Annotated in this window: 21 protein-coding genes; 15 read left to right on the top strand and 6 right to left on the bottom strand. The window is 26.1% G+C overall.

Going from position 1 to position 20,797, the window contains the following annotated elements:
- Nucleotides 1-63 precede the first annotated feature (63 nt).
- The 6 genes from T324_RS0109700 (at nt 64) to T324_RS0109675 (ending at nt 6,645) form a co-directional block, all read left to right on the top strand.
- A complete protein-coding gene (locus T324_RS0109700) occupies nt 64-1,905 on the top strand; it encodes a methyl-accepting chemotaxis protein (protein ID WP_028330069.1) in 1,842 nt (613 codons plus the stop codon).
- Nucleotides 1,906-2,027: 122 nt separating this feature from the next.
- Entirely contained in the window at nt 2,028-2,279 is a 252-nt protein-coding gene (locus T324_RS0109695; protein ID WP_028330068.1) for a TM1266 family iron-only hydrogenase system putative regulator, read from the top strand.
- 37 nt (nt 2,280-2,316) lie between these two features.
- Entirely contained in the window at nt 2,317-3,741 is a 1,425-nt protein-coding gene (gene hydG, locus T324_RS0109690; RefSeq protein WP_028330067.1) for a [FeFe] hydrogenase H-cluster radical SAM maturase HydG, read from the top strand.
- Between the two features lie 114 nt (nt 3,742-3,855).
- Entirely contained in the window at nt 3,856-5,040 is a 1,185-nt protein-coding gene (hydF, locus tag T324_RS0109685; protein ID WP_028330066.1) for a [FeFe] hydrogenase H-cluster maturation GTPase HydF, read from the top strand.
- Between the two features lie 27 nt (nt 5,041-5,067).
- Nucleotides 5,068-6,198 carry a [FeFe] hydrogenase H-cluster radical SAM maturase HydE gene (gene hydE, locus T324_RS0109680; RefSeq protein WP_028330065.1) on the top strand — a complete coding sequence of 377 codons (1,131 nt, stop codon included), beginning with the start codon at nt 5,068-5,070 and terminating at the stop codon, nt 6,196-6,198.
- A gap of 78 nt (nt 6,199-6,276) precedes the next feature.
- Nucleotides 6,277-6,645, top strand: coding sequence for a preprotein translocase subunit SecG (locus T324_RS0109675; protein WP_028330064.1), 369 nt, complete (start codon nt 6,277-6,279; stop codon nt 6,643-6,645).
- A gap of 31 nt (nt 6,646-6,676) precedes the next feature.
- Here T324_RS0109675 and T324_RS0109670 read toward each other — a convergent pair whose 3' ends face one another.
- The 4 genes from T324_RS0109670 to trxA all read right to left on the bottom strand — a co-directional run bounded on the left by T324_RS0109670 (nt 6,677) and on the right by trxA (nt 11,041).
- Nucleotides 6,677-7,234 (bottom strand): hypothetical protein, encoded by a 558-nt coding sequence (locus T324_RS0109670; RefSeq protein WP_028330063.1) that lies wholly within the window; start codon nt 7,232-7,234, stop codon nt 6,677-6,679.
- 5 nt (nt 7,235-7,239) lie between these two features.
- Entirely contained in the window at nt 7,240-8,781 is a 1,542-nt protein-coding gene (locus T324_RS0109665) for an NAD(P)H-hydrate dehydratase (protein WP_028330062.1), read from the bottom strand.
- 2 nt (nt 8,782-8,783) lie between these two features.
- The gene (locus T324_RS0109660) at nt 8,784-10,610 is read right to left on the bottom strand and encodes a ring-infected erythrocyte surface antigen domain-containing protein (RefSeq protein ID WP_028330061.1); all 1,827 of its coding nucleotides are present in this window, start codon (nt 10,608-10,610) and stop codon (nt 8,784-8,786) included.
- Nucleotides 10,611-10,723: 113 nt separating this feature from the next.
- On the bottom strand, nt 10,724-11,041 hold the full coding sequence (gene trxA, locus T324_RS0109655) for a thioredoxin (protein ID WP_028330060.1): 318 nt from the start codon (nt 11,039-11,041) through the stop codon (nt 10,724-10,726).
- Nucleotides 11,042-11,220: 179 nt separating this feature from the next.
- Between trxA and T324_RS0109650 the strand changes: the two genes are divergently transcribed.
- The 6 genes from T324_RS0109650 to T324_RS17120 all read left to right on the top strand — a co-directional run bounded on the left by T324_RS0109650 (nt 11,221) and on the right by T324_RS17120 (nt 15,332).
- Nucleotides 11,221-11,658: a MarR family winged helix-turn-helix transcriptional regulator gene (locus T324_RS0109650; RefSeq protein WP_483771101.1), complete on the top strand. Its 438-nt coding sequence runs from the start codon at nt 11,221-11,223 to the stop codon at nt 11,656-11,658.
- Entirely contained in the window at nt 11,651-12,307 is a 657-nt protein-coding gene (locus T324_RS0109645; protein WP_028330058.1) for a YczE/YyaS/YitT family protein, read from the top strand. The genes T324_RS0109650 and T324_RS0109645 overlap by 8 nt, the downstream gene beginning before the upstream one ends.
- Nucleotides 12,308-12,503: 196 nt before the next feature.
- Nucleotides 12,504-13,166 carry an ankyrin repeat domain-containing protein gene (locus tag T324_RS0109640; protein WP_028330057.1) on the top strand — a complete coding sequence of 221 codons (663 nt, stop codon included), beginning with the start codon at nt 12,504-12,506 and terminating at the stop codon, nt 13,164-13,166.
- Nucleotides 13,166-13,606 carry a hypothetical protein gene (locus tag T324_RS17125; protein WP_038375174.1) on the top strand — a complete coding sequence of 147 codons (441 nt, stop codon included), beginning with the start codon at nt 13,166-13,168 and terminating at the stop codon, nt 13,604-13,606. The genes T324_RS0109640 and T324_RS17125 overlap by 1 nt, the downstream gene beginning before the upstream one ends.
- Before the next feature lie 42 nt (nt 13,607-13,648).
- A complete protein-coding gene (locus T324_RS0109630; RefSeq protein ID WP_028330056.1) occupies nt 13,649-14,275 on the top strand; it encodes a D-sedoheptulose-7-phosphate isomerase in 627 nt (208 codons plus the stop codon).
- A 124-nt stretch (nt 14,276-14,399) separates the two neighbouring features.
- Nucleotides 14,400-15,332, top strand: a complete 933-nt coding sequence (locus tag T324_RS17120) for an endonuclease/exonuclease/phosphatase family protein (RefSeq protein WP_211232588.1) — start codon at nt 14,400-14,402, stop codon at nt 15,330-15,332.
- 93 nt (nt 15,333-15,425) lie between these two features.
- Here the strand turns inward: T324_RS17120 and T324_RS0109620 are convergent, their stop codons facing one another.
- Nucleotides 15,426-16,388 carry an ABC transporter substrate-binding protein gene (locus tag T324_RS0109620; RefSeq protein ID WP_028330055.1) on the bottom strand — a complete coding sequence of 321 codons (963 nt, stop codon included), beginning with the start codon at nt 16,386-16,388 and terminating at the stop codon, nt 15,426-15,428.
- Nucleotides 16,389-16,563: 175 nt separating this feature from the next.
- On the opposite strand from T324_RS0109620, the gene T324_RS0109615 reads away from it, so the two are divergent.
- On the top strand, nt 16,564-17,601 hold the full coding sequence (locus T324_RS0109615; protein ID WP_028330054.1) for a glycosyltransferase family 9 protein: 1,038 nt from the start codon (nt 16,564-16,566) through the stop codon (nt 17,599-17,601).
- A gap of 10 nt (nt 17,602-17,611) precedes the next feature.
- On the opposite strand, the gene T324_RS0109610 is transcribed toward T324_RS0109615, so the two are convergent.
- On the bottom strand, nt 17,612-19,429 hold the full coding sequence (locus T324_RS0109610; protein WP_028330053.1) for a methyl-accepting chemotaxis protein: 1,818 nt from the start codon (nt 19,427-19,429) through the stop codon (nt 17,612-17,614).
- 402 nt (nt 19,430-19,831) lie between these two features.
- Here T324_RS0109610 and T324_RS0109605 point away from each other — a divergent pair, with 402 nt between their 5' ends.
- Together T324_RS0109605 and T324_RS0109600 are read left to right on the top strand one after the other, a co-directional pair.
- Entirely contained in the window at nt 19,832-20,206 is a 375-nt protein-coding gene (locus T324_RS0109605; protein WP_028330052.1) for a hypothetical protein, read from the top strand.
- 287 nt (nt 20,207-20,493) lie between these two features.
- The gene (locus T324_RS0109600) at nt 20,494-20,781 is read left to right on the top strand and encodes a hypothetical protein (RefSeq protein ID WP_028330051.1); all 288 of its coding nucleotides are present in this window, start codon (nt 20,494-20,496) and stop codon (nt 20,779-20,781) included.
- Nucleotides 20,782-20,797 lie beyond the last annotated feature (16 nt).

Raw genomic sequence — 20,797 nt, 5'->3', positions numbered from 1 at the left:
GAATTAGGGTTTTGTCGATTTTTGTTGTTTATTATTGCCCGCTAATAATAATTGGAGTTTATTATGAGTAAAATTCATAGTTTATCTTTTAAGCTTCCGGTAACAATTAGTTTTATGGCCATATTAATGCTAGGCTTTTTACTTGCAGCATCAATATATTTTTCTAATAAGGGTATAACTAAAAGTATAAGTACAGGTTTTCAGAATACAGCAGAAGGATATGCTAATTTATTTGATTCTATATTAGATGCTCAAGTTATGGTTTCGGTATCTTATGCCAGTAGTGCAAACATTAGAAATTTTTTAATATCCAATGATGATATTTACAAAAGAGCAGGATTAGTTGATTTAGATTTATTTGTTAAAAGAAATCCATATGTAGAAAATATTTATGTATCAGATATTAATGGAAATATAGTTTTAGATAGAAATAGTACTTTATATGGTCAAAACATATCTCAGTACAGACCTTATTTATGGGAAAGATTGAAGAGTGGTGAAGAATATGCTTTCGGCAGAAATCTTACAGTATCACCTACAACTGGAGAACTTACTTTAGCTATGGGTATAGAAGTTCTTGATTTTGAAAATAATATTATAGGATATTTAATAATTGTTATACAAGGTGCTATTATACATCAGCAATATTTTGCACATGTTAAATTGGGAAGAACTGGAAGAATAATAACTGTAAATGAAAATTCTGTAGTTACTATGGATACTGATCCTACAGAAATCAATAATCAAGCACCTGATGAATATACCAGAATTATTGAAAGCGGTTTGGAAGAAGGCGAATTGAAATATTCTTTTAATAATCATATAAGAGCTGGATATTATAAGAAGATGAGAGTTCAGCCATGGATAGTTGCCTATGCAATGGATGAAAAAGAGATTTATGAGATTAATAAATCCATAATAATAACAAGTGTGATTATTGGTATAATATCTATGCTACTTATGACATTAGTAGTATTTATTTTCACTAAAAGTATCATAAAACCTCTTAATATCATTGTAGAAGAGGCTAAAGAGATAGCATCCGGTAAACTTATTATGCATAAGAGAAAAATAAATAGAAAAGATGAATTAGGAGAACTATCACATTCTTTTCATGTTATGAAATATAAACTTATAGAAGTAATAGAAACTACTTTGCATAATACGGATAAAATGGCTCAAGCAGCTAATCATCTTGCTTCAGGTAATAAAGATTTAGCCCGTAAAGCAGAAAATACTGCAGCTAATCTTGAAGAAACAGCTTCTTCTATGGAAGAAATATCTTCTGCAATATCTATGTCAACTAATAATTCAGTTAAAGGTAATCAAATGATGAATAACTGTAAAGAATCAGTGGAGAATGCCTCTTTAGTTGTATCAGAAACAGTAAATAGTATGCATGAGGTTAGTAATTATAGTGAGAAGATAAAAGATATTATTAAAGTTATAGAGGGTATTGCTTTTCAAACTAATATATTAGCACTTAATGCAGCAGTAGAAGCAGCAAGAGCAGGCGAGCAGGGAAAGGGATTTGCTGTTGTAGCTAGTGAAGTAAGAAGTTTAGCACAGAACAGTCAGGATTCAGCTAAAGATATTACAGAATTAGTTAATCAGGTATATGAAAAAATTAATGTAGCAAATAAAATAGTAGAAAGTCAGGAACAGCTATTTATAGGTATCAAAAATGATATAGAAGAAACAGCAAATATAATTAAGGATATAAGTTCTGCAGCATTAGAACAGCAGTCAGGTGTTGCTCAAGTTAATAAAGCTGTTATGGAAATGGATACCATTACTCAGGAGAATGCAGCATTAGTGGAGGAATCTACGGCTTCATCTATATCATTATTTAATGAAATTAAAGAATTACAATCAGTTGTAAGTTTCTTTAGTATAGAAAAATAATATGTTTTATTAATTAAAAGCTATTTACAAAATTAAGAATAATTACTATAATATTATTAACCTAAGTGAATAATTATTAATGTTTATCATAAAGGTAATTTTATTTTATATTTGTTTTATTTATGGAAAATAGTAGAATTGCTGTTGTAGGTATTATAATTGAAGACACTGATGGAGTTTCAAAGGTGAATGAAATTTTACATGATTACAGCGATTTTATTATAGGAAGAATGGGTATTCCGTATAGAGAAGAGAATATAAATATAATCAGTATAGTTTTAAATGCTCCTAATGATAAAATTAATAGTTTAACTGGTAAACTGGGTATGATTGAAGGTGTTTCAGCAAAAGCACTTTATGCTGGTAAAAAATAATTTATATTAAACAGTTTAATTATTAGGAGTTTATATTATGTCTTCAACTACTTTATTTAAATATGATTCAAAATCAAGAAATGCAAATGAATTTATTAATGATGAAGAGATTTTAAAAACCATATCTCAAGTGGAAAGCGGAAATTACAATATAAGAGATATATTGGATAAAGCTAAAGAGATGAAAGGCCTTGAACCTAATGAGGCATTGGCTTTGCTTCTTTGCAATGACAAAGATGTAGAAAATGAAATGTTTGAAATAGCAAAGAAAATAAAACTTGAAATATACGGAAAAAGAATAGTTTTATTTGCTCCTCTTTATTTATCAAATTATTGTATTAATGGATGTGTTTATTGTCCTTATCATGCTAAAAATAAACATATAGCTAGAAAGCAATTAACTCAAGATGAGATTAGAGCAGAAGTTATAGCATTGCAGGATATGGGACATAAAAGACTTGCATTAGAAACAGGAGAAGACCCTGATTATGCTAGTATGGAATATTTACTTGAGTCTATAAAAACAATATATAGTATAAAGCATAAAAACGGAGCAATTAGAAGGGTTAATGTTAATATTGCTGCAACTACGGTAGAAAATTATAAGAAGTTAAAAGATGCCGGCATTGGTACTTATGTATTATTCCAAGAGACATATCATAAACCAACTTATGAGAAAGTTCACCCGAGTGGTCCAAAAAGTAATTATGAATATCATACAGAGGCAATGGATAGAGCTATGGAAGGCGGAATTGATGATGTAGGTATAGGAGTATTATTTGGGCTTTATGATTATAAATATGATTTTACTGCTATGCTTTATCATGCTAAACATTTGGAAGATACTTTTGGATGCGGGCCTCATACTATAAGTGTACCAAGAATAAGACCTGCTGATGATGTTGATGTTAAAAGTTTTCCTAATGCTATTACTGATAGTTTATTCAAAAAAATAGTAGCTGTTTTAAGAATTGCTGTTCCTTATACTGGAATAATAGTTTCTACAAGAGAAAGTCAGAAATCAAGAGAGGAAGCTTTAGAAGTTGGAGTTTCTCAAATAAGCGGAGGATCAAGAACAAGTGTTGGAGGATATGTTGAAGAGGAAGAAGAGAATTCTAAACAGTTTGAAATTTCAGATAACCGTTCTCTTGATGATATTATAAAATGGCTTTCTGATATAGATTATCTTCCTAGTTTCTGTACAGCTTGTTATAGAGAAGGAAGAACAGGTGACAGATTTATGGCATTTGCTAAAAGCGGACAAATAAAAAATTTCTGTCAGGCTAATGCTATAATAACTTTAAAAGAATATGAGAATGATTATGCCAAAGCAGAAACAAGAAAATCTATAGATAAAGTTATAATAAATGAAATAGAAAAAGTACCTAATGAAAAGGTAAAGTCTAAATTAGTAGATTCTTTAAAAGGCATAGATGAAGGAAGGAGAGATTTTAAATTTTAATTAGGGCTACTCATTTTATAATTGATTCAGTTTTCTTAATTGTTTGTAATAAAATATACATTCATTAAGAAAGCTGAATTGATTTTATTTATGAATAGAATATTAGGAAAAAATATGAATGATACACCGAATTCAAATAGAACTCATATTGCAATATTTGGAAGAAGAAATGCAGGTAAATCTAGTATTATAAATGCAATATCAAATCAGGATATAGCAATAGTTTCTAATACTGCTGGTACAACTACAGACCCTGTTAAAAAAGCTATAGAAATAAATGGTATAGGTGCATGTGTTATAGTAGATACTGCTGGTTTCGATGATGATGGAGAGCTTGGAGCTTTAAGAATAGAAAGAACAAAAAAAATAATGGAGTCATCTGATATAGCTTTACTTGTTTTTGATGCTAGTTTTATAAATAATGATTATTCATTAGAACTGAAATGGAAAAATAAACTTGAAAGTTTAGAGATACCAATTATAGCTGTTTTAAATAAAATAGATTTAAATGCTGATTATAAAAAAACAGAAAACAATATAAAAGAAATTTTTAATTTAGAAACTGTTTCAATAAGTGCTGATAATAAAATTAATATAGATAAATTAATTGATGCTATAAAATTAACAATTCCAAAAACAGAAGAAATAAGTATAACAGGACATATAATAAAAGAAGATGATATAGTAATGCTTGTTATGCCTCAGGATATCCAAGCTCCTAAAGGCAGACTTATCCTTCCTCAAGTTCAAACTATAAGAGATATTTTAGATAATAAAGCTGTTATAATGGCTTCAACATTCGATAAATTTGAAAATGCATTAAAAGCTTTAAGCAAAGCACCTAAAGTAATAATAACAGATTCTCAAGTTTTTAAAGAAGTAGAAAAATTAAAACCTAAAGAAAGTTTATTAACTTCATTTTCTGTATTATTTGCCCGTTATAAAGGAGATGAAGAAATATATAAAAGAGGTGCTGATTTTATAGATAATTTAACAAATGATAGTAAAATATTAATAGCAGAAAGCTGCACTCATATACCATTGGAAGGAGATATAGGAAGAGTAAAAATTCCTAATCTATTAAAAAAGAAATTTGGTTTTGAGTTTGATATAGATTATGTGGCAGGTAATGATTTTCCAATCGATTTGTCAAAATATGATTTAGTTATACATTGCGGCGGCTGTATGGGTACTAGAAAACATATTTTAAATAGAATAAGAATATGCGAAGAGCAGAATGTACCTATAACTAATTACGGTATGACTATAGCAAAAATTAATAGTGTTCAATATATATAATTTATTTTAAATAAAGGAAATATAAATTTGATTAATATAAATAAAGCAAAAGAAATTATTAACAGAATAGAAATAGAAGAAAAAATATCAAAAGAAGATGCTGTTACTCTTTTATCATCTTTTGAATATGATAATAATATTAATATAAAAAAATTAAATGATGAAGAAAAAGAAGAAGTAAAAAATTTAAAAGAATATTTAAGAGTAAAGGCAAGAGAAAAAGCTGATAAAGTATTCGGCAAATATGTTTTTATGCGTGGACTTATAGAGTTTACTAATTATTGTAAGAATGACTGTATATATTGCGGAATAAGAAAAAGCAATAAAAATGCAGAAAGATATAGACTGGATAAAGAAGATATTTTATCATGCTGCGAACTTGGTTATGAAATAGGATTTAGAACCTTTGTACTTCAGGGAGGTGAAGATCCTTATTATAATTTAGAAATTATGTCTGATATAGTTGAGGCTATTAAAACAAAATATCCGGATTGTGCTTTAACATTATCAATAGGCGAAAAAGAAGAAGAGTATTATAAAGCATTAAAAGAAAAAGGTGCTAACAGATTTTTACTTAGACATGAAACTTCTGATAATATTCACTATTCAAAACTTCACCCTGCATATATGAGTTTAGAAAATAGAAAAGAATGTTTAAGAACTTTAAAAAAACTAGGCTATCAAACAGGTACAGGTATAATGGTTGGAAGCCCTTATCAAACTTTGGAGAATATTGCTGATGATTTTGTTTTTATGCAGGAAATAAAACCAGAGATGATAGGTATAGGACCTTTTTTGCCTCATAAAGACACACCTTTTGCAAATGAAAAAAAAGGAGAATTGGAGCTTACTTTAATACTCATATCAATACTTCGTTTAGTTTTTCCATTAGCACTGATACCAGCTACTACTGCACTTGGAACTATTAAAGAAGGAGGAAGAGAGCTTGGTATACTTCATGGTTCTAATGTTGTTATGCCTAATTTATCGCCTATGGATGTAAGAAAAAAATATTTGCTTTATAATGATAAAATAGCAACTGGAACTGAATCTGCTGAAGGTGTAGAGAGTCTTAAAAAAAATATGCAAGATATAGGCTATATTCTTACAGGTATGCGTGGAGATTTTGATATAAACAGAAGAATTAATATTAATTAATACTTGAAAAAAATTTTATAAATGATATAATTACACAATTAAAATAAAAAATTAATTATATTTAAGGAATATATCTTTATGAATGCTTTACTAACTCTTGGAATAATAGTTTATTCTATCGTTTGCGTATTATTAATATTAATTATCATCATACAGGGTGGTAAAGCTGAAGGTTTATTCTCAAATGCTCAGGCCAATGTATTAGGAAGCCAAAGAGGAAATGCCTTAACAAAGGCTACTACTTTTCTATCTACTATATTTGTAGTAGGTGCTTTATTAATATCTGTTGCTATAAGCAGTCAGAAAACAGCTTTTGAAAATGTTACAACAGATACTGCATCTCAGCAAACACAAACAGCACCTCAGACTACAAGTAATCAAACTCAGCCATTAGAATCTAGTAATATTATATCTACTAATAATACTAATATAGGTACTTCTAATTAATTATATAATATTTTAAGTATTGATTTTATTTTTATGATGTAGGCTTTTTCATTTTGCTTATATTGATATAATTTGTGGTTGTTAAATTAGTATCTATATAAAGTACAACTTGTAAATTATTTGCTTCCATCCAGTATCTTTTATCAAAAGGCATTTGAAATCCTATTCTTTGTCCCAATGGAAAATTTACATTATAAAATGAATCATTGCCTGAAAATATCAATTTTTTATTTTTATAAAGTGATAAATTAGCTTTAAGATTTTTTATGCTGCCGCTGTTAGTATAATTAATATTTTCTACTTCTATTGTGGTTATAATAGCACCATCATCATAAAATTCAACTTTATTTATTTTTACTTCTATTGCAGTATTAACTCTTAATGCAGCAAATATAGGCAAATCATTAAAAAATCCTCTCTTGTATAATAAAATACCAATTACGGCAACAGTTAAGAATGTACCGTATAAAAACATAAACCATCTTCTCGCAAATATGCTAACCTCTCTCTTTGGAGCTGGAGGCTTTGCTTTTCTATTAGCATGAAATTCTAATTCAGGTTTTTGAGGGTCATAAACTTCTCTAGGCAACTTTATTATATCCTTTTGAGTATTCTATATGAAATATCTGCTAAGTCGCTAGGCTGAATATAATCATTGCCTAGTTTTTTTGATAATATTTTAAAAGATTTTGCTTGTATAATTAATGCTAGTTTAGAGGCGTCTAATTCATTTAATCTTCTAGCAAGCAAGGCTCCTATAAATCCAGCAAGAACATCTCCCATTCCTGCCTTACCCATAGAAACATTTGGATTATAATTTATATATATATCATCATAATGCATTAAAAAACTTACAGCATCTTTTAAAATTAAAGCAGCATTTGTTTTTTGTCTGTATTTTAATAATGCATCATAAGGATTTTCTAATGCTTCTATATGATTTATTCTTGTTAATTTTTCAAATTCATATATATGAGGTGTAAGTATAAAATTGTGATTAAGTTCATGAAGAGTGCTTTCAAACATTAAATATAAAGCATCCGCATCTATAACAGTAGGTATATTTATTTGCTTGATAACACTATTTACAAAAACTTCTGTAGGCATCTCTCTTCCTATACCGGAACCTATTATACATGCATCGTTTTTGTTTATATCATTTACTATATCTACATCATTTTCTGTAAAATACATTTGATTTTCTTGTCCTACGCCTATGATAACTATTTCCGGCATTGTTGACATTACTGCATCTCTTATATTTTTTACTATTCCATTAGGTACATATAGTCTTATGTATCCTACACCTAATCTATAAGCAGCATGTGCTGATAATATTGCAGCACCTATATAATTGCCGCTGCCTGCTATAATAGCAAGCATCCCCTGTTCTCTTTTGCTGAAAAATGCATTTCTATTTATATTTATTTTTTCGTTATAATCTATTAATTTAGCTTTATATCCCCAGCTATCCAATATATGATCTGGAAATACTGATTTTATTATAAATAATTTTCCTATATATTCTCTAGTTCTATATAAGAAGAATATATCTTTGGCAAAACATACTGTGTAAGTTTCATGAGCTTTAAAACATGAATAAATATTTTCATTGTCATTAATTTTAGAAGCTAACCCTGAAGGCATATCTATAGCTATTCTAATTACATCAAGATCATTAAGTTTATCTATTAATAATTTTTGTATTCCTTCAAGAGGTCTGTTTCCTCCTGTTCCAAATAATGAATCGAGAACTATAGATTTTTTTTCTATGGATTCGACTGCTTCTCTTACAGTTTCTTCGCTATTTAAATATGTTATATCAGCGTTCATTGATTTTAGTATATTAAAATTAGCATAAGTATCTTTATTTACTCTGTCAAGATTTCCTGTAATATAAATATTAACATTATATCCATTTTTTATTAAATACCTAGCTATAGCAAGTCCGTCCCCTCCATTTCCTCCTACAGACGAGAATATGTATACAGTTTTATTGTATAATAATTTTCTATGTCTTCTTAATAAGAGGTAAAATATTTCACTTGCAACATGCTCCATAAGAAGTATAGATGGAATTTTTTCAATAGTTTTTTTATCTATATTTATTAAATCATCTGTTGTTACAACTTTCATTTTTAAATTCCTAGTTTTTGTTTGATGTTTTCAATAAATGAGACAAATACATTTTCATTATTTACCATATCGTTATATATGTTTTTTATACCATTATTTTCTTTTAGAATATCATTATATGTCTGTTCCGGCATAATTGAAGCATTATTTTTAAATACATCTATATCATAATATGCAGATAATTTTAAAGCCCATAATGCGTGGCTAAGTTTTTTATCATTAACTAATATAGGATAAATTGATATATAAGATTTTGATAATGTATTATTTAATAATTTTATATCTTTTGTAGAAGTAGGTTTCTGTAAATTTTTATATGAAATACTGCTGCCTTTTTTTATTACATTACTTATTTTATATTCTCCGCTATTATAAGAATATATTAAAGGCCAATAAGTAGCATCACCATATAAGGATTTAGCTATATCCCAATAATACATATCCTTAGAAGTTATATATGATAAACTAGTAGAATTTATTCCATTAAAATATGTATTAACTATATCATATAACTTTTGATTTTCTACATTATTACTTGCTGAAATGTTGCTGCTTTTATTATAATAATTAGATATAATTACACCTACTATTAATATAAATATTATTATGCAAACGACTTTTAGAATTCCGCCAAATAGGCTTGAAGAATTTTTTTGAATATTATTTTTTTTATTGTCTGTATTTGATTGCTGAACATTTTTTATTTCATTTTCATATTTATTTAATACTTCCAAACTTTCTCTTTTAGAAGTTTCTAGTAAATCTTCACTACCACTAGTAACATTTAATAATTCTTCTTGTGAAGATATTTTTTCATTTATATCTTTTTCCATATTTTCTCCCATTGTTTCTTCAACCCTTCCTTCATTAATATTTTTTAAATCTGAACTATCAAAATTATTTATATCTAATAACTCTTCTTTTGTATATTCTTTCATTGTAGGATGATCATTTTCTATCTCTTCTTTATCTTTTATACTATCTTCTTCTATTTCTATTATATTATCTTCTATATTATTATCTTCATTACTATTTATTATATCATCTATTGTATAATTATTGCTATATTTTTCATTATTATTTTCAATGTTAGATTGACAAGATTGATTTTTCCATATATTTCCTATTACATTATTATCTATTGAATCGTCATTTTCTTCATTATAGCTGTTATCATTGTTATCATCGATATCATTATTATCATCAACAATTTCTTCTATATCTTCTTCATAATTTTCATTGGTATTTTCTATATTTACTTTATTGTCTAATTCATCTAATATATCTTCGACTACTTCTTTGTTTTCATTATTACTAGTTCCTTTTTCCTTATTACATATATCTTCTAAAGTTGTATCTAATTTTTTTATTAAATCATCATTATTGATATTTGAATTATCCTTATCATCTTTATTAAATTTAATAGATATTATGTTTTGAAGAATAGGATCTATTTTAAATGATATTGAAGAACTATGAAAATATCCAAAATTTTCTATATGTACTTCTTCTTCTTTGGAAATATCTTTTATGTTTTTAAATATGCTTTTATATATGGATTTTTCTAAAAATATGTTTTTAATATCATTGTTTTTTACATCGATGGATTCTAGTGATTCATCAAAATTTTCTTCATTATTTGATAAAACTACATTTAAATTATCATCTATACTTATTACACCTAACTTATCCATATAAAATTTTTTACCATTAAGTATAGAGAGAGATATATTTCCGAACAGGTTATTTATTATATTATTGACTTCTTCTTTTTTTATATTAAATTCGTTTGAAATATTTTCTATTAATTTATTATTGTTTATAAACATGTTTCACCCATAATTTATTTTCAAAACATGTTCTTATTATATATCAATTTAGAATAAAAAAAAGCCTAATTTATAATAAAATTAGGCTTAAAAATTACTTTGCAATTAAAAAATTATAGATATTCTTTTAACCATTCTTTTAATTGAGCCTCATTTTTCATTCCTTCGGCTCTCTTAGCAACTTTTCCGTTTTTGAATACTAATAAAGTAGGTATAGACTGAACGCCATATTTTGCTGCTATATCTTCACAATCATCAACATTAACAGCACCAAATCCCATTTTATCAGCATATTCTTCTGCTACTTTATGTAATACAGGAGTCTGCATTTTACAAGGTCCGCACCATTCTGCAAAAAAGTCTACTAATATAGCTTTATCTCCAGATATAGCTTGTTCAAAATTATCTGTTTTTAATTCTAATACTGACATATTTGTTCATCCTCATTTATTATTTATACTTTTTAGTATAATCGAACTTTCTTAAAAGTCAATAACTTTTTTATTTTTTTAATATACAAGGACAGGGTATTTTTTATTGACTTATTTTAAATTTTTTAATATAATAAGGTATCTTATTATATTAATTCTTATTATAAGGGAGCTTATTAGTGGAGAGCTTACATTATTTACTGATGAAATCAAATTCTATATTTGTTAAAAATGTAATGTTTAATGCGAATAAGATAGGACTTACATCCGGACAGCCTAAAATTTTGTATTGTTTATCAAAATTTAGGGAAATGGATCAAAAGACAATAGCCAATTATTGTGAAATAGAACAGGCTACAGTTGGAAGTATTTTACTTGGTATGGAGAATGCGGGCTTAATTGTGAGAAAACAGCATGAAGGAAATAGACGTTCTCTTTATGTTTCTTTAACTGAGAAGGGGATTGAAGCTGCCGATAAAATGCAAATGATTTTTAATAAAGTTGAGAGCAGAGCTATAGAGAAATTATCTGATGATGAAATTATATTATTAAAAACATTATTACTAAAAATATATGAAAATTTATCAAATAATAAAAACGGAGTGGAAAATGGATAAAAAAATATTAAAAGATCATTTATTAAAAAGGATCCTTATTTTACTGATAGGTCTTGCTATAATGTCTTTAGGTATAGCATTATCAATAAAGGCATCTTTGGGAACTTCTCCTATATCAAGTGTGCCTTATGTTACAAGCAGTATTTCAGGGTTATCTGTTGGAGAAACAACTATTATTGTTAATATAGTATTTATAATTATGCAGATTCTTATTTTGAGAAAAAAATATAATTTGTTTCAACTTCTTCAAATACCTGCACTGTTTATATTTGGTATTATGATAGATTTTTCTCAATTTTTGATAAAAGATATGGTATATGAAAATTATTTTCAGCAATGGATTATATGTTTTTTAGGTATATTTTTAGTTGCTTTAGGTATTAGTATAGAAGTAATGGCTAAATTAGTTACAACTCCTGGAGAGGGTGTAGTTCTTGCAATATGTCAGGTATTTCCAGTAAAATTTGGTAATATAAAAATAGCTTTTGATGTTAGTTTGGTGTTAATTTCTATAACTACTGTTTTGATTTGTTTAGGACATTTAGAAGGAGTAAGGGAAGGAACTTTGGTTGCTGCTGTATGCGTTGGATTTATAGCAAGACAAATTAATAAACCTCTGAAATTTTTTGAACAAAAATATTTATCATAATAAAATATTTGATTAAAAAAAAATTTTTTATATATTATAAATGATGCATTAATTATTATTGATTTTGTAATATATTTTTATTTAGGGTATGTATTTACAATATTGAGGTTTTATTAAAGAATATAATTAAAATTTTTTTACAAATATCGTTTTAATTATATTTTATATGCATTAGATTATAGTATATAGGTTGTTTATGAAGAATATAATTTTTATTTTTTTATTTTTGTTTTGTTCCATTCTTTATCCGTTAACAGATAATGAAACAAAATTTTTAAAAGCATGCGAAGAAGGGCAATATGAAACAGTTGTTTCTCTTATTAATAAGAAAGTTAATATTGATGCTATAACTGAGGACGGAGTAACCGGTTTAATGCTTGCATCTCATCATGGACATACTGCTGTTGCAAGACTGCTTGTAAATTCTAAAGCAAATGTTAATATCTCTGATAAAGTGGGTTATAATGCTTTGATAATGGCTGCTTCAGGTGGTTTCAATGATATTGTAAAAATGCTGCTTAAAAATGGTGCTGATGTAAATTCATCTAATATGTATGGTGAAACTTCCTTACATGTTGCTTCATATAAGCTTTATCCTGATGTAGTTAAAACTTTAATTGATTATAAGGTTAATATTAATGCTGTAAATAATGATGGTGATAATGCTTTAATTATGGTTTTTATGTCTGCTGATAAAAGCGAGAATATGCTTCCTGTAGCTAAGATATTATGCGATAATGGTATTAATGTTAATGCCAAAGATAAAAATGGAAGAACTGCTCTTTCCTATGTTAAAGAAAATTATAAAAAGCCTGACAGTTTAGTAGAGTTTTTAAACGGTTATGGTGCTATAGAATAGTGTTATATATTATAATATTATTTGTGTTAATAATTATTATATATTATACACTAATAAAGAAAACTAAAAAAGTAGGCGATGTTATTTATGTTTTTAATTCATTGCTAAGTTTAAGTTTAGTGATTTCAAGCAGGATTTCCAATATAGATTTTATAGCTATAACAAATCCATTTACAAAAAGAATACATGTAAAAACTAGATATATTTTTGACAATATTGATTGCAGCAGTAATTTATTCAGACATGAGCTTATACATATATATCAAATAGAATATTTAGGATTTATTAAATTTTTATTTTTATATATTTTGTACAGTATAAAATATGGTTATATTGATAATCCTTTTGAAAAACAGGCTAGATTTTATGAAAGTATCGATACTGTAAGTAAAGAAGATATATATAATGATATTAAGTATAATTTACTTGTTAAAATATAAAACTTGTATATAATTTATTGATATTAATTTAAGGAAATTAGAATGATAGAACAATTAATTGAAAGAGTGCCTAAATTAGAGCCTATGAAAAAAGCTATAGAAAATGCTATAGATGAGATAATAAAATGTTATGAGAATGGAGGAAAAGTTTTAATAGCTGGAAATGGAGGAAGTGCATGCGACAGCGAGCATATAGCAGGAGAGCTATTAAAAAGTTTTCTAAAGAAACGTCCTATAAAAGAAGATATAAGAAAAGAGCTTTTAAAAATAGATGACGGAGAATATATAGCTGATAATTTGGAATCTCCATTAAGAGCTGTTGCTTTAACTTCTCATCTTGGACTTTCAAGTGCATATCTTAATGATAAAGAACCTTATTTGGTGTTTGCACAGCAGTTATTAGGTTTTGGAGATAAAGGGGATATTTTTATTGCTATAAGTACATCTGGAAATGCTAAGAATATTATTTATGCTGTTAAACTTGCTAAGGCTATGGGAATAAAAGTTATATCTTTTACAAATGAAAATGGAGGAAAACTTGCAGAAATGGCTGATATTGCAATTAAAGCACCTGCAAAAGAAACCCATATATCTCAGGAATATCATGAAGTAATATACCATGAAATTTGTATAAGAGTAGAAGAACACTTTTTTAAAGAAAATAGATAATTTCTTAATGTTTATCTCTTAAAATTTGAAAGATATTAATAATGTTTTAAATGTTTTCTAAAATTTGATTGACAAATATTTTTTTTGTATTACTATTTTTACAAATAATTTTAAGGATTTATTTATGAATAAGTGTTTTTATACTCTATTAATTTTAGTTTTTTTATTTGTTTTTTCATGTAATAATAATACTTCAGATACTAAAACATCGGATACTAATCAATCTTCTACTTCTTCACAGCAAAGCAATACAAATGATATGGATAATCCATTATTAAAGAAAGTATTGCATAATAAGATTATAAGAGAGAATAATCCAACTATTAAAATTATGACCTATAATATGGCATCAGGTGCTAAGACTTTAAAGATAGATGCAAGCAATACTGCTGCAGCTATAAAAAAGGTATCTCCTGATTTGGTAGCATTACAAGAAGTAGATGTTAATACTGCTAGAAGCGGAAATGTGGATCAAATAAAAATAATATCAGAAATTACAGGATATTATTCATATTTTGCCAAAACTATAGAGTTTGATGGAGGAGATTACGGAATAGCTATACTTTCAAAATATCCAATAATATATACTCATGTTTTACAGTTGCCTTCAAGTGATGAACAAAGAGTAGCTTTAATAACTAAAATAGATGTTCCAAATTTTGATGTGCCTATAACATTTATTAATACTCATACAGATTGGCATGAAAATCCAGAAACTCGTATGTCTCAAATATATGCAATAGATGAATATTTATTGGATGTAAGAGGTATAAAAATAATGTGCGGAGATTTTAATGATACTATTAATTCTGATACAATTAAACGTTTAGAGAGATATTGGAAATGTGAAATACCTTCTTCAATAGATAATAGAACCTGGCCTTCTGAGAATCCTGAAATTGGATTAGATTATATATTTACAAGTAAAGCTCAAGTATGGGAGGCTGATGTTTATATACCTAATAAAGAAAATTCTGCGGAAGCAGATGGAGTTGAATGGACTTCTGTAAGTGATCATTTACCTGTAATTGCTACATTAAAATTATTAGAACAGTAATATATTTATGGGCTTGTAATAATTAATATAATTACAAGCCCAATATTATGTAGTAGAATTCTAAATATGGAATTATTTTTATATATTAGCTTATTAGTAAATATTATTTGGTATGCTTAATCCTAATTTAGTTATCATATTAGTATTAACTATAAAATTATAACTATCAACAGTTTCTAGTGGTATGTTTTTTATGTCTTTTGTTCCTTCTAAAACTTCTATTGTTTTTTTGGCAGTAACCTTACCCATTTCATAATAATCTACAGAATAAGTTACAGTACCTCCTATTTTTGTCATTGAAGCATCAGCACATACAACAGGTAGTTTTTCACTTTCTTCTATCATAGCAACATTAGCCATACTGCTTGCTATGATATTGTCTGTTGGTGAAAATATAGCATCTACTTTATTAACAGCACTAAGCATTATTTGCTGTATTTCATTGGCATTTGCTACTGTTAAGTCAACATATTCAATTCCTAAAGAATCTAATTTTTCTTTTGCTAGCTTTATTTGATATGAAGAATTAATTTCACTTGAGCAGTATAAAAGTCCTATTTTTTTAGCATTAGGCATTAATGTATGCATAAGCTCTATTTGTTTTTCTATAGGCGGAAGGTTTATTGTTCCAGTTACATTAACATTAGGTTTATTTAAATTTGTAACTAATTTTGCTCCTATAGGATCTCCTATACCAGAAACTATTATTGGTATATCTTTAGTTAAATTTACTGCTGATTGAGCTGAAGGAGTGCCTATTGCTATTATTATATCTTTTTTATCATTTACAAATTTCTGTGCTATTGTAGTACAGTTTGCCTGTTCTCCCTGGGCATTTTGATAATCTATAACTATTTTTTTATTGCTGTTTTTATAGTATAGATTTAGTTCATCTTCTATACCTTTATAAATTAAATCTAATGCCTCATGTTCTATCATTTGGCTTATTCCTATTTTGATTATATCTTCATTTTTTGACTTTCCTATATTTGCTTTGCTTATACTAAAAGTTGTAATCAATACAATAACTAATATTATAATAATATTCCTTTTCATAATTTTGTCCTTTTTTAAAATTGTTAGTTTAATTACTTTATGTAGTAATATTACTATGTAAAGTAATTTTTGTCAATACTTTTTGTAGTAATTTTTTTATTTTTTATTATTGTTGATATATTATAAAAAAATGTATATTATTATTTATATTAATAATGATGTAGGTTTAGTTATAATGAAAGTACTTTTAATAAAGCAAACTTCACTTGGAGATGTTCTTCATATGACTCCTGTTATAAGAGCATTAAAAAAATGGAAACCTGATTGCACTATAGATATAGTAACTGATAAACGTGCTTTAGGAATACTTGAGAATAATCCATATATAAATAAACTTTATGTATTGGATATATATAAATATGAAAATGAAATTTTTAAATCTCCATTGATGTTTTTTTCAACTATAAGAGAATTTTTATCTCATATAAAAGATGTGAGAAAAGAGCATTATGATATAGCTATGGATTTGCAAGGACTTGAAAGAAGTGTAATTTTTTTGTATTTATGTCATGCTAAAGAAAAATATGCTAAAGGAAAATGGTTTGGATTTAAAAGTAATTATTATAAGGATATAAATGCTATAGTTGGTCTTATATCTTTTTTAAAATTTATTAATTGTCCTGATGATGGTACTGATTTGGATTATTTTTTGCCTAAAACTATAGAAGAAGATTTCAATAAAAAAATAGAACATATAAAATATAACATTGAAAGTAATTTTGATATAAGAAAAGAATATATAGTTTTATCTCCATTTTCAAGATGGGATACAAAAGATTTGTCTGTAAATAAATCAAGAGAAATAATTAAAGAGATACAAAAATTAAGAGATATACAGATAATAGTTTCCGCTACATCTGATTATAATGAAAAATGTTTGGAGATAGTTAAAGGGTTTGATAATGTGTTAAATAGTTCTGGGCTTTTTAATTTACCTGAGCTTGCATATTTAATAAAGAATTCTAAAGGCATGGTTACTGTAGATTCTTTTCCAATGCATACAGGATGTGCATTTCAAAAGCCTCTTATAGCATTATTCGGACCTACCAGTGAAGTTAGAGTAGGACCTATAGCAAAAAATTCAGAGACTATAAGAGTTGAAAATTTAGAATGTGCTAGATGCTATAAAAGAAAAAACTGTCCTAATAATCATATATGTATTGAAAACTTGGATGCTTCTATTATAGCATCAAAATTAATAACAAAAATATAAAATCAATGCTTTAATTAAAATTAAAATATGAAACCTGTGAAACTATATTATTAGATTTATCTAATACATCTTTACTTGCATTGGCTCCTTCATTAGCTATTTTTGATGTATCCTGAGTTATTCTGTTTATTTCTATAACAGCTGTATTTATTTGAGATATACTGTTTTCTTCTTCTATGATAGCATCTGATATTTCAGTTAATAAAGTGAGCACATCATTAACAGATGATTCTATTTGATTTAATATATATGATGATGCTTGAACAGCAGCACTTCCATTTTGTATTTTTTCTACTGTTTCATTTGCTATGCTTGTTATGTCTTTTGCAGCATTTCCTACATTAATTGCTAAGTTTCTAACCTCAGATGCTACAACAGCAAATCCTTTTCCTTGATCTCCTGCACGTGCAGCCTCTACAGAAGCATTTAATGCCAATATATTAGTTTGCAAAGCAATGGATTCTATTATTTTTGTAATATCAGATATTTTTTTACTTGCTTCAGATATTTCTGACATACTTTCAGATGTTGAATTTATAGCATTTACACCATTTTGTGTAGAAGTAGAAACATTTTCACTCATTTTTTTGGCATTTCCAGCATTGTCAGCAGTGTCCTTCAAAGATGAAAATACAAATTCTATAGATCTTGTTAACTCTTCTAATGAACTAGCTTGAGCATTGGCTCTATCAGATAGGTTTATATTTCCATTTGTAATGATATTAACTGCATTATTAATACCATTTATTTCATCTTTCATATTGAATATTATATCTCCAAGTTTCTCCTGCATATTATTTAAGGCTCTTACAACATCTCCTGTTTGATCTTTCTTATTTAACTCTTTTTGGTCAAATGATGTATTAAAATTCCCCATAGACATATCATTTATTATTGATATAGTATTGTCTAATGTGCTTGATATAGGAATTGCTATTAAAAGAACTAATATAGTTTCTATAGCTGATAATACTATAAATACAGCTATAACTAATATAAGCAACTTTAATAATGATGATTTTAATTCATCATTATTGGCAATTACTATTAAATTCCATTTGGTATTTCCTATTTTAGATGTAATATAAGAATTAGCTTTTTCTATCCAATAGTAGTTTTTATTATTTAATATATCATTTTTATATATTGATATTTTATTATCACTAAATATATTTTCTTTTAACATATAGCTTTCATTTTTATTAAACAAATATAGTCCTGTGTCATTTATTATACTAATATCATAATTATAATTTTTACTTTGTTCCAATATGTCACTAATTGTTTTTATAAAATCTACATCAATTCCAAGTATTCCATACAACTCACCATTAATATACATAGCCTTTGAAAATGTTATTACTATATTTCCTGTAACTGCATCTATGTAAGGTTCAGAGATAACAATTTCCTGTGAAGCTAATGCTTTTTTATACCATTCTTTAGTAGTTTGATCATAATCGCCTGGCAGTTGTCCCAAGGTATTTAATACGATTCCACCATCTTTATATGGTATAGTATCTGCATAAAAAATATTCATTAAATCTTCTTCATTTTTTAGAACATTGGCAAACACTTCTAATAGTTTATTGTGATCTGTTTCTTTTTCAACATAAGAACAAAATATATTTATTCTTCCATATATAGACTCTATATTATTTTCTAATTTGGATGATATATCAGTTATATTGTATTTATTTGAATTTATAAATCTTGTTTTATATTGCGGAATATACATTATATAAATACTACTGCATATTATAAATAGTGCTGCCATATATGGTATTAAAAATTTTAATACTAAGCTATATTTTTTATTTTTTAACATAAAGATGACCCCTTTTATTTGAACAAAAATTAACAATGTAAATAATTAAATAATATATTATTATTTAAAAATAGTAAATAGTATCATATTTTTTTAGTTTTATATCAATAATGTATATTTTAAGTAAATTATAATAATATCATTTAAAAATTTTTTATATTATTTATAAGTTTATCGGAAAATATTGACATTAATAAATTTGTATGTTATTATAACACAATCTATGTGATTAATTATCAGGATATATTACATGTATTTATTAGGAAGTAGTTCAATATTATCATATCTTAATCAGAATTTTTACTTTCCCGAGACATTTTAATCATAAATAAACCGTGAGTTTATTCTAAAAAATCTTAATTTAATAAAATATTATATTATACTTAATTTTAAGTATGTTTTATGGACTTCAATGTAAATAGAAGTATATTTTTAGTAGATATTCCTATAGGTAAGTCTTTTCTTTTTAGAATAGAAAATTATTTTTTGATTTCAAATAAAGATGATATCATAAAAATAGTTTCATTTTTTGATCATTTAGAAGATGATTTGAAATCATACTGCATATTTAAAGGTGAAACTTTTTTTGATAAAAAGAAGAATAAAAAATTATATAGTTATTATATTAAGAAAAAATCCAGAAATAGTGTTCCTAAATTTGATGCTAATAAAATGGAATTATCTAGTTATCCTACATCAAATATAGGGTTTGCTCCAAGAAATTGTGTTCCTGAGAATGGTTCTTCTGATTATGGATTTGATTTACATTATAAATAGGATATATGGAATAATAATATTACAAAACTTTATGAGGATACTAAAAAAAGCTAATGGAACAGTTAGGTTAATATAGATTAGAATGAAATTTTAATAATATAAATTATGATATTTTATCAGAAAATAAAGTTTATATTTTGTATGCGTATAAATAGCTTTTATTTTTTATATAAATTAATTATACATTACACAAATTTGGGCTTTCTATTAGTTTTATAATTAATAGAAAGTCTATTATTTTATATTAATTAATTGACATAATATATTTATTTAGTATAATTAAAACTATGAATAAATACCTTTTAATACATAAATTGATTAATGCTTCAATAATCATGCTTTTTCCAATAGTAGCATACTATATTATAGAACATAATAATATTAGAAACGGCGTATATGGTATTATTTTTATCATTTTAAATATAATAGAGATAGCATTATTTATTTCTTTTATGGTTGTAGCTTCAAAATGTGAATGGGGTACTAGAAAACAGCATGCTATTGTGAAAGCTATTATTTCATTTTTGATATATGCTGTTATAATTATGTTGACTGTTATATCTATAATAATATAAATGGTTTGGTTTTATA

Origin of the sequence: Brachyspira alvinipulli ATCC 51933, from assembly GCF_000518245.1 — a bacterium.
Taxonomy (GTDB): domain Bacteria; phylum Spirochaetota; class Brachyspiria; order Brachyspirales; family Brachyspiraceae; genus Brachyspira; species Brachyspira alvinipulli.
The sequence above is the reverse complement of the archived record's forward strand: the minus strand, read 5'-3'. Positions and strand labels throughout refer to the sequence as shown.

What these genes read in the sequence shown, in the direction of transcription:
- T324_RS0109700 (WP_028330069.1), top strand. Translation starts at nt 64, where the DNA reads ATGAGTAAAATTCATAGTTTATCTTTTAAGCTTCCGGTAACAATTAGT.
- T324_RS0109695 (WP_028330068.1), top strand. Translation starts at nt 2,028, where the DNA reads ATGGAAAATAGTAGAATTGCTGTTGTAGGTATTATAATTGAAGACACT.
- hydG (WP_028330067.1), top strand. Translation starts at nt 2,317, where the DNA reads ATGTCTTCAACTACTTTATTTAAATATGATTCAAAATCAAGAAATGCA.
- hydF (WP_028330066.1), top strand. Translation starts at nt 3,856, where the DNA reads ATGAATGATACACCGAATTCAAATAGAACTCATATTGCAATATTTGGA.
- T324_RS0109675 (WP_028330064.1), top strand. Translation starts at nt 6,277, where the DNA reads ATGAATGCTTTACTAACTCTTGGAATAATAGTTTATTCTATCGTTTGC.
- T324_RS0109665 (WP_028330062.1), bottom strand. Translation starts at nt 8,781, where the DNA reads ATGAAAGTTGTAACAACAGATGATTTAATAAATATAGATAAAAAAACT.
- T324_RS0109660 (WP_028330061.1), bottom strand. Translation starts at nt 10,610, where the DNA reads ATGTTTATAAACAATAATAAATTAATAGAAAATATTTCAAACGAATTT.
- trxA (WP_028330060.1), bottom strand. Translation starts at nt 11,041, where the DNA reads ATGTCAGTATTAGAATTAAAAACAGATAATTTTGAACAAGCTATATCT.
- T324_RS0109645 (WP_028330058.1), top strand. Translation starts at nt 11,651, where the DNA reads ATGGATAAAAAAATATTAAAAGATCATTTATTAAAAAGGATCCTTATT.
- T324_RS0109640 (WP_028330057.1), top strand. Translation starts at nt 12,504, where the DNA reads ATGAAGAATATAATTTTTATTTTTTTATTTTTGTTTTGTTCCATTCTT.
- T324_RS0109630 (WP_028330056.1), top strand. Translation starts at nt 13,649, where the DNA reads ATGATAGAACAATTAATTGAAAGAGTGCCTAAATTAGAGCCTATGAAA.
- T324_RS17120 (WP_211232588.1), top strand. Translation starts at nt 14,400, where the DNA reads ATGAATAAGTGTTTTTATACTCTATTAATTTTAGTTTTTTTATTTGTT.
- T324_RS0109620 (WP_028330055.1), bottom strand. Translation starts at nt 16,388, where the DNA reads ATGAAAAGGAATATTATTATAATATTAGTTATTGTATTGATTACAACT.
- T324_RS0109615 (WP_028330054.1), top strand. Translation starts at nt 16,564, where the DNA reads ATGAAAGTACTTTTAATAAAGCAAACTTCACTTGGAGATGTTCTTCAT.
- T324_RS0109610 (WP_028330053.1), bottom strand. Translation starts at nt 19,429, where the DNA reads ATGTTAAAAAATAAAAAATATAGCTTAGTATTAAAATTTTTAATACCA.
- T324_RS0109605 (WP_028330052.1), top strand. Translation starts at nt 19,832, where the DNA reads ATGGACTTCAATGTAAATAGAAGTATATTTTTAGTAGATATTCCTATA.
- T324_RS0109600 (WP_028330051.1), top strand. Translation starts at nt 20,494, where the DNA reads ATGAATAAATACCTTTTAATACATAAATTGATTAATGCTTCAATAATC.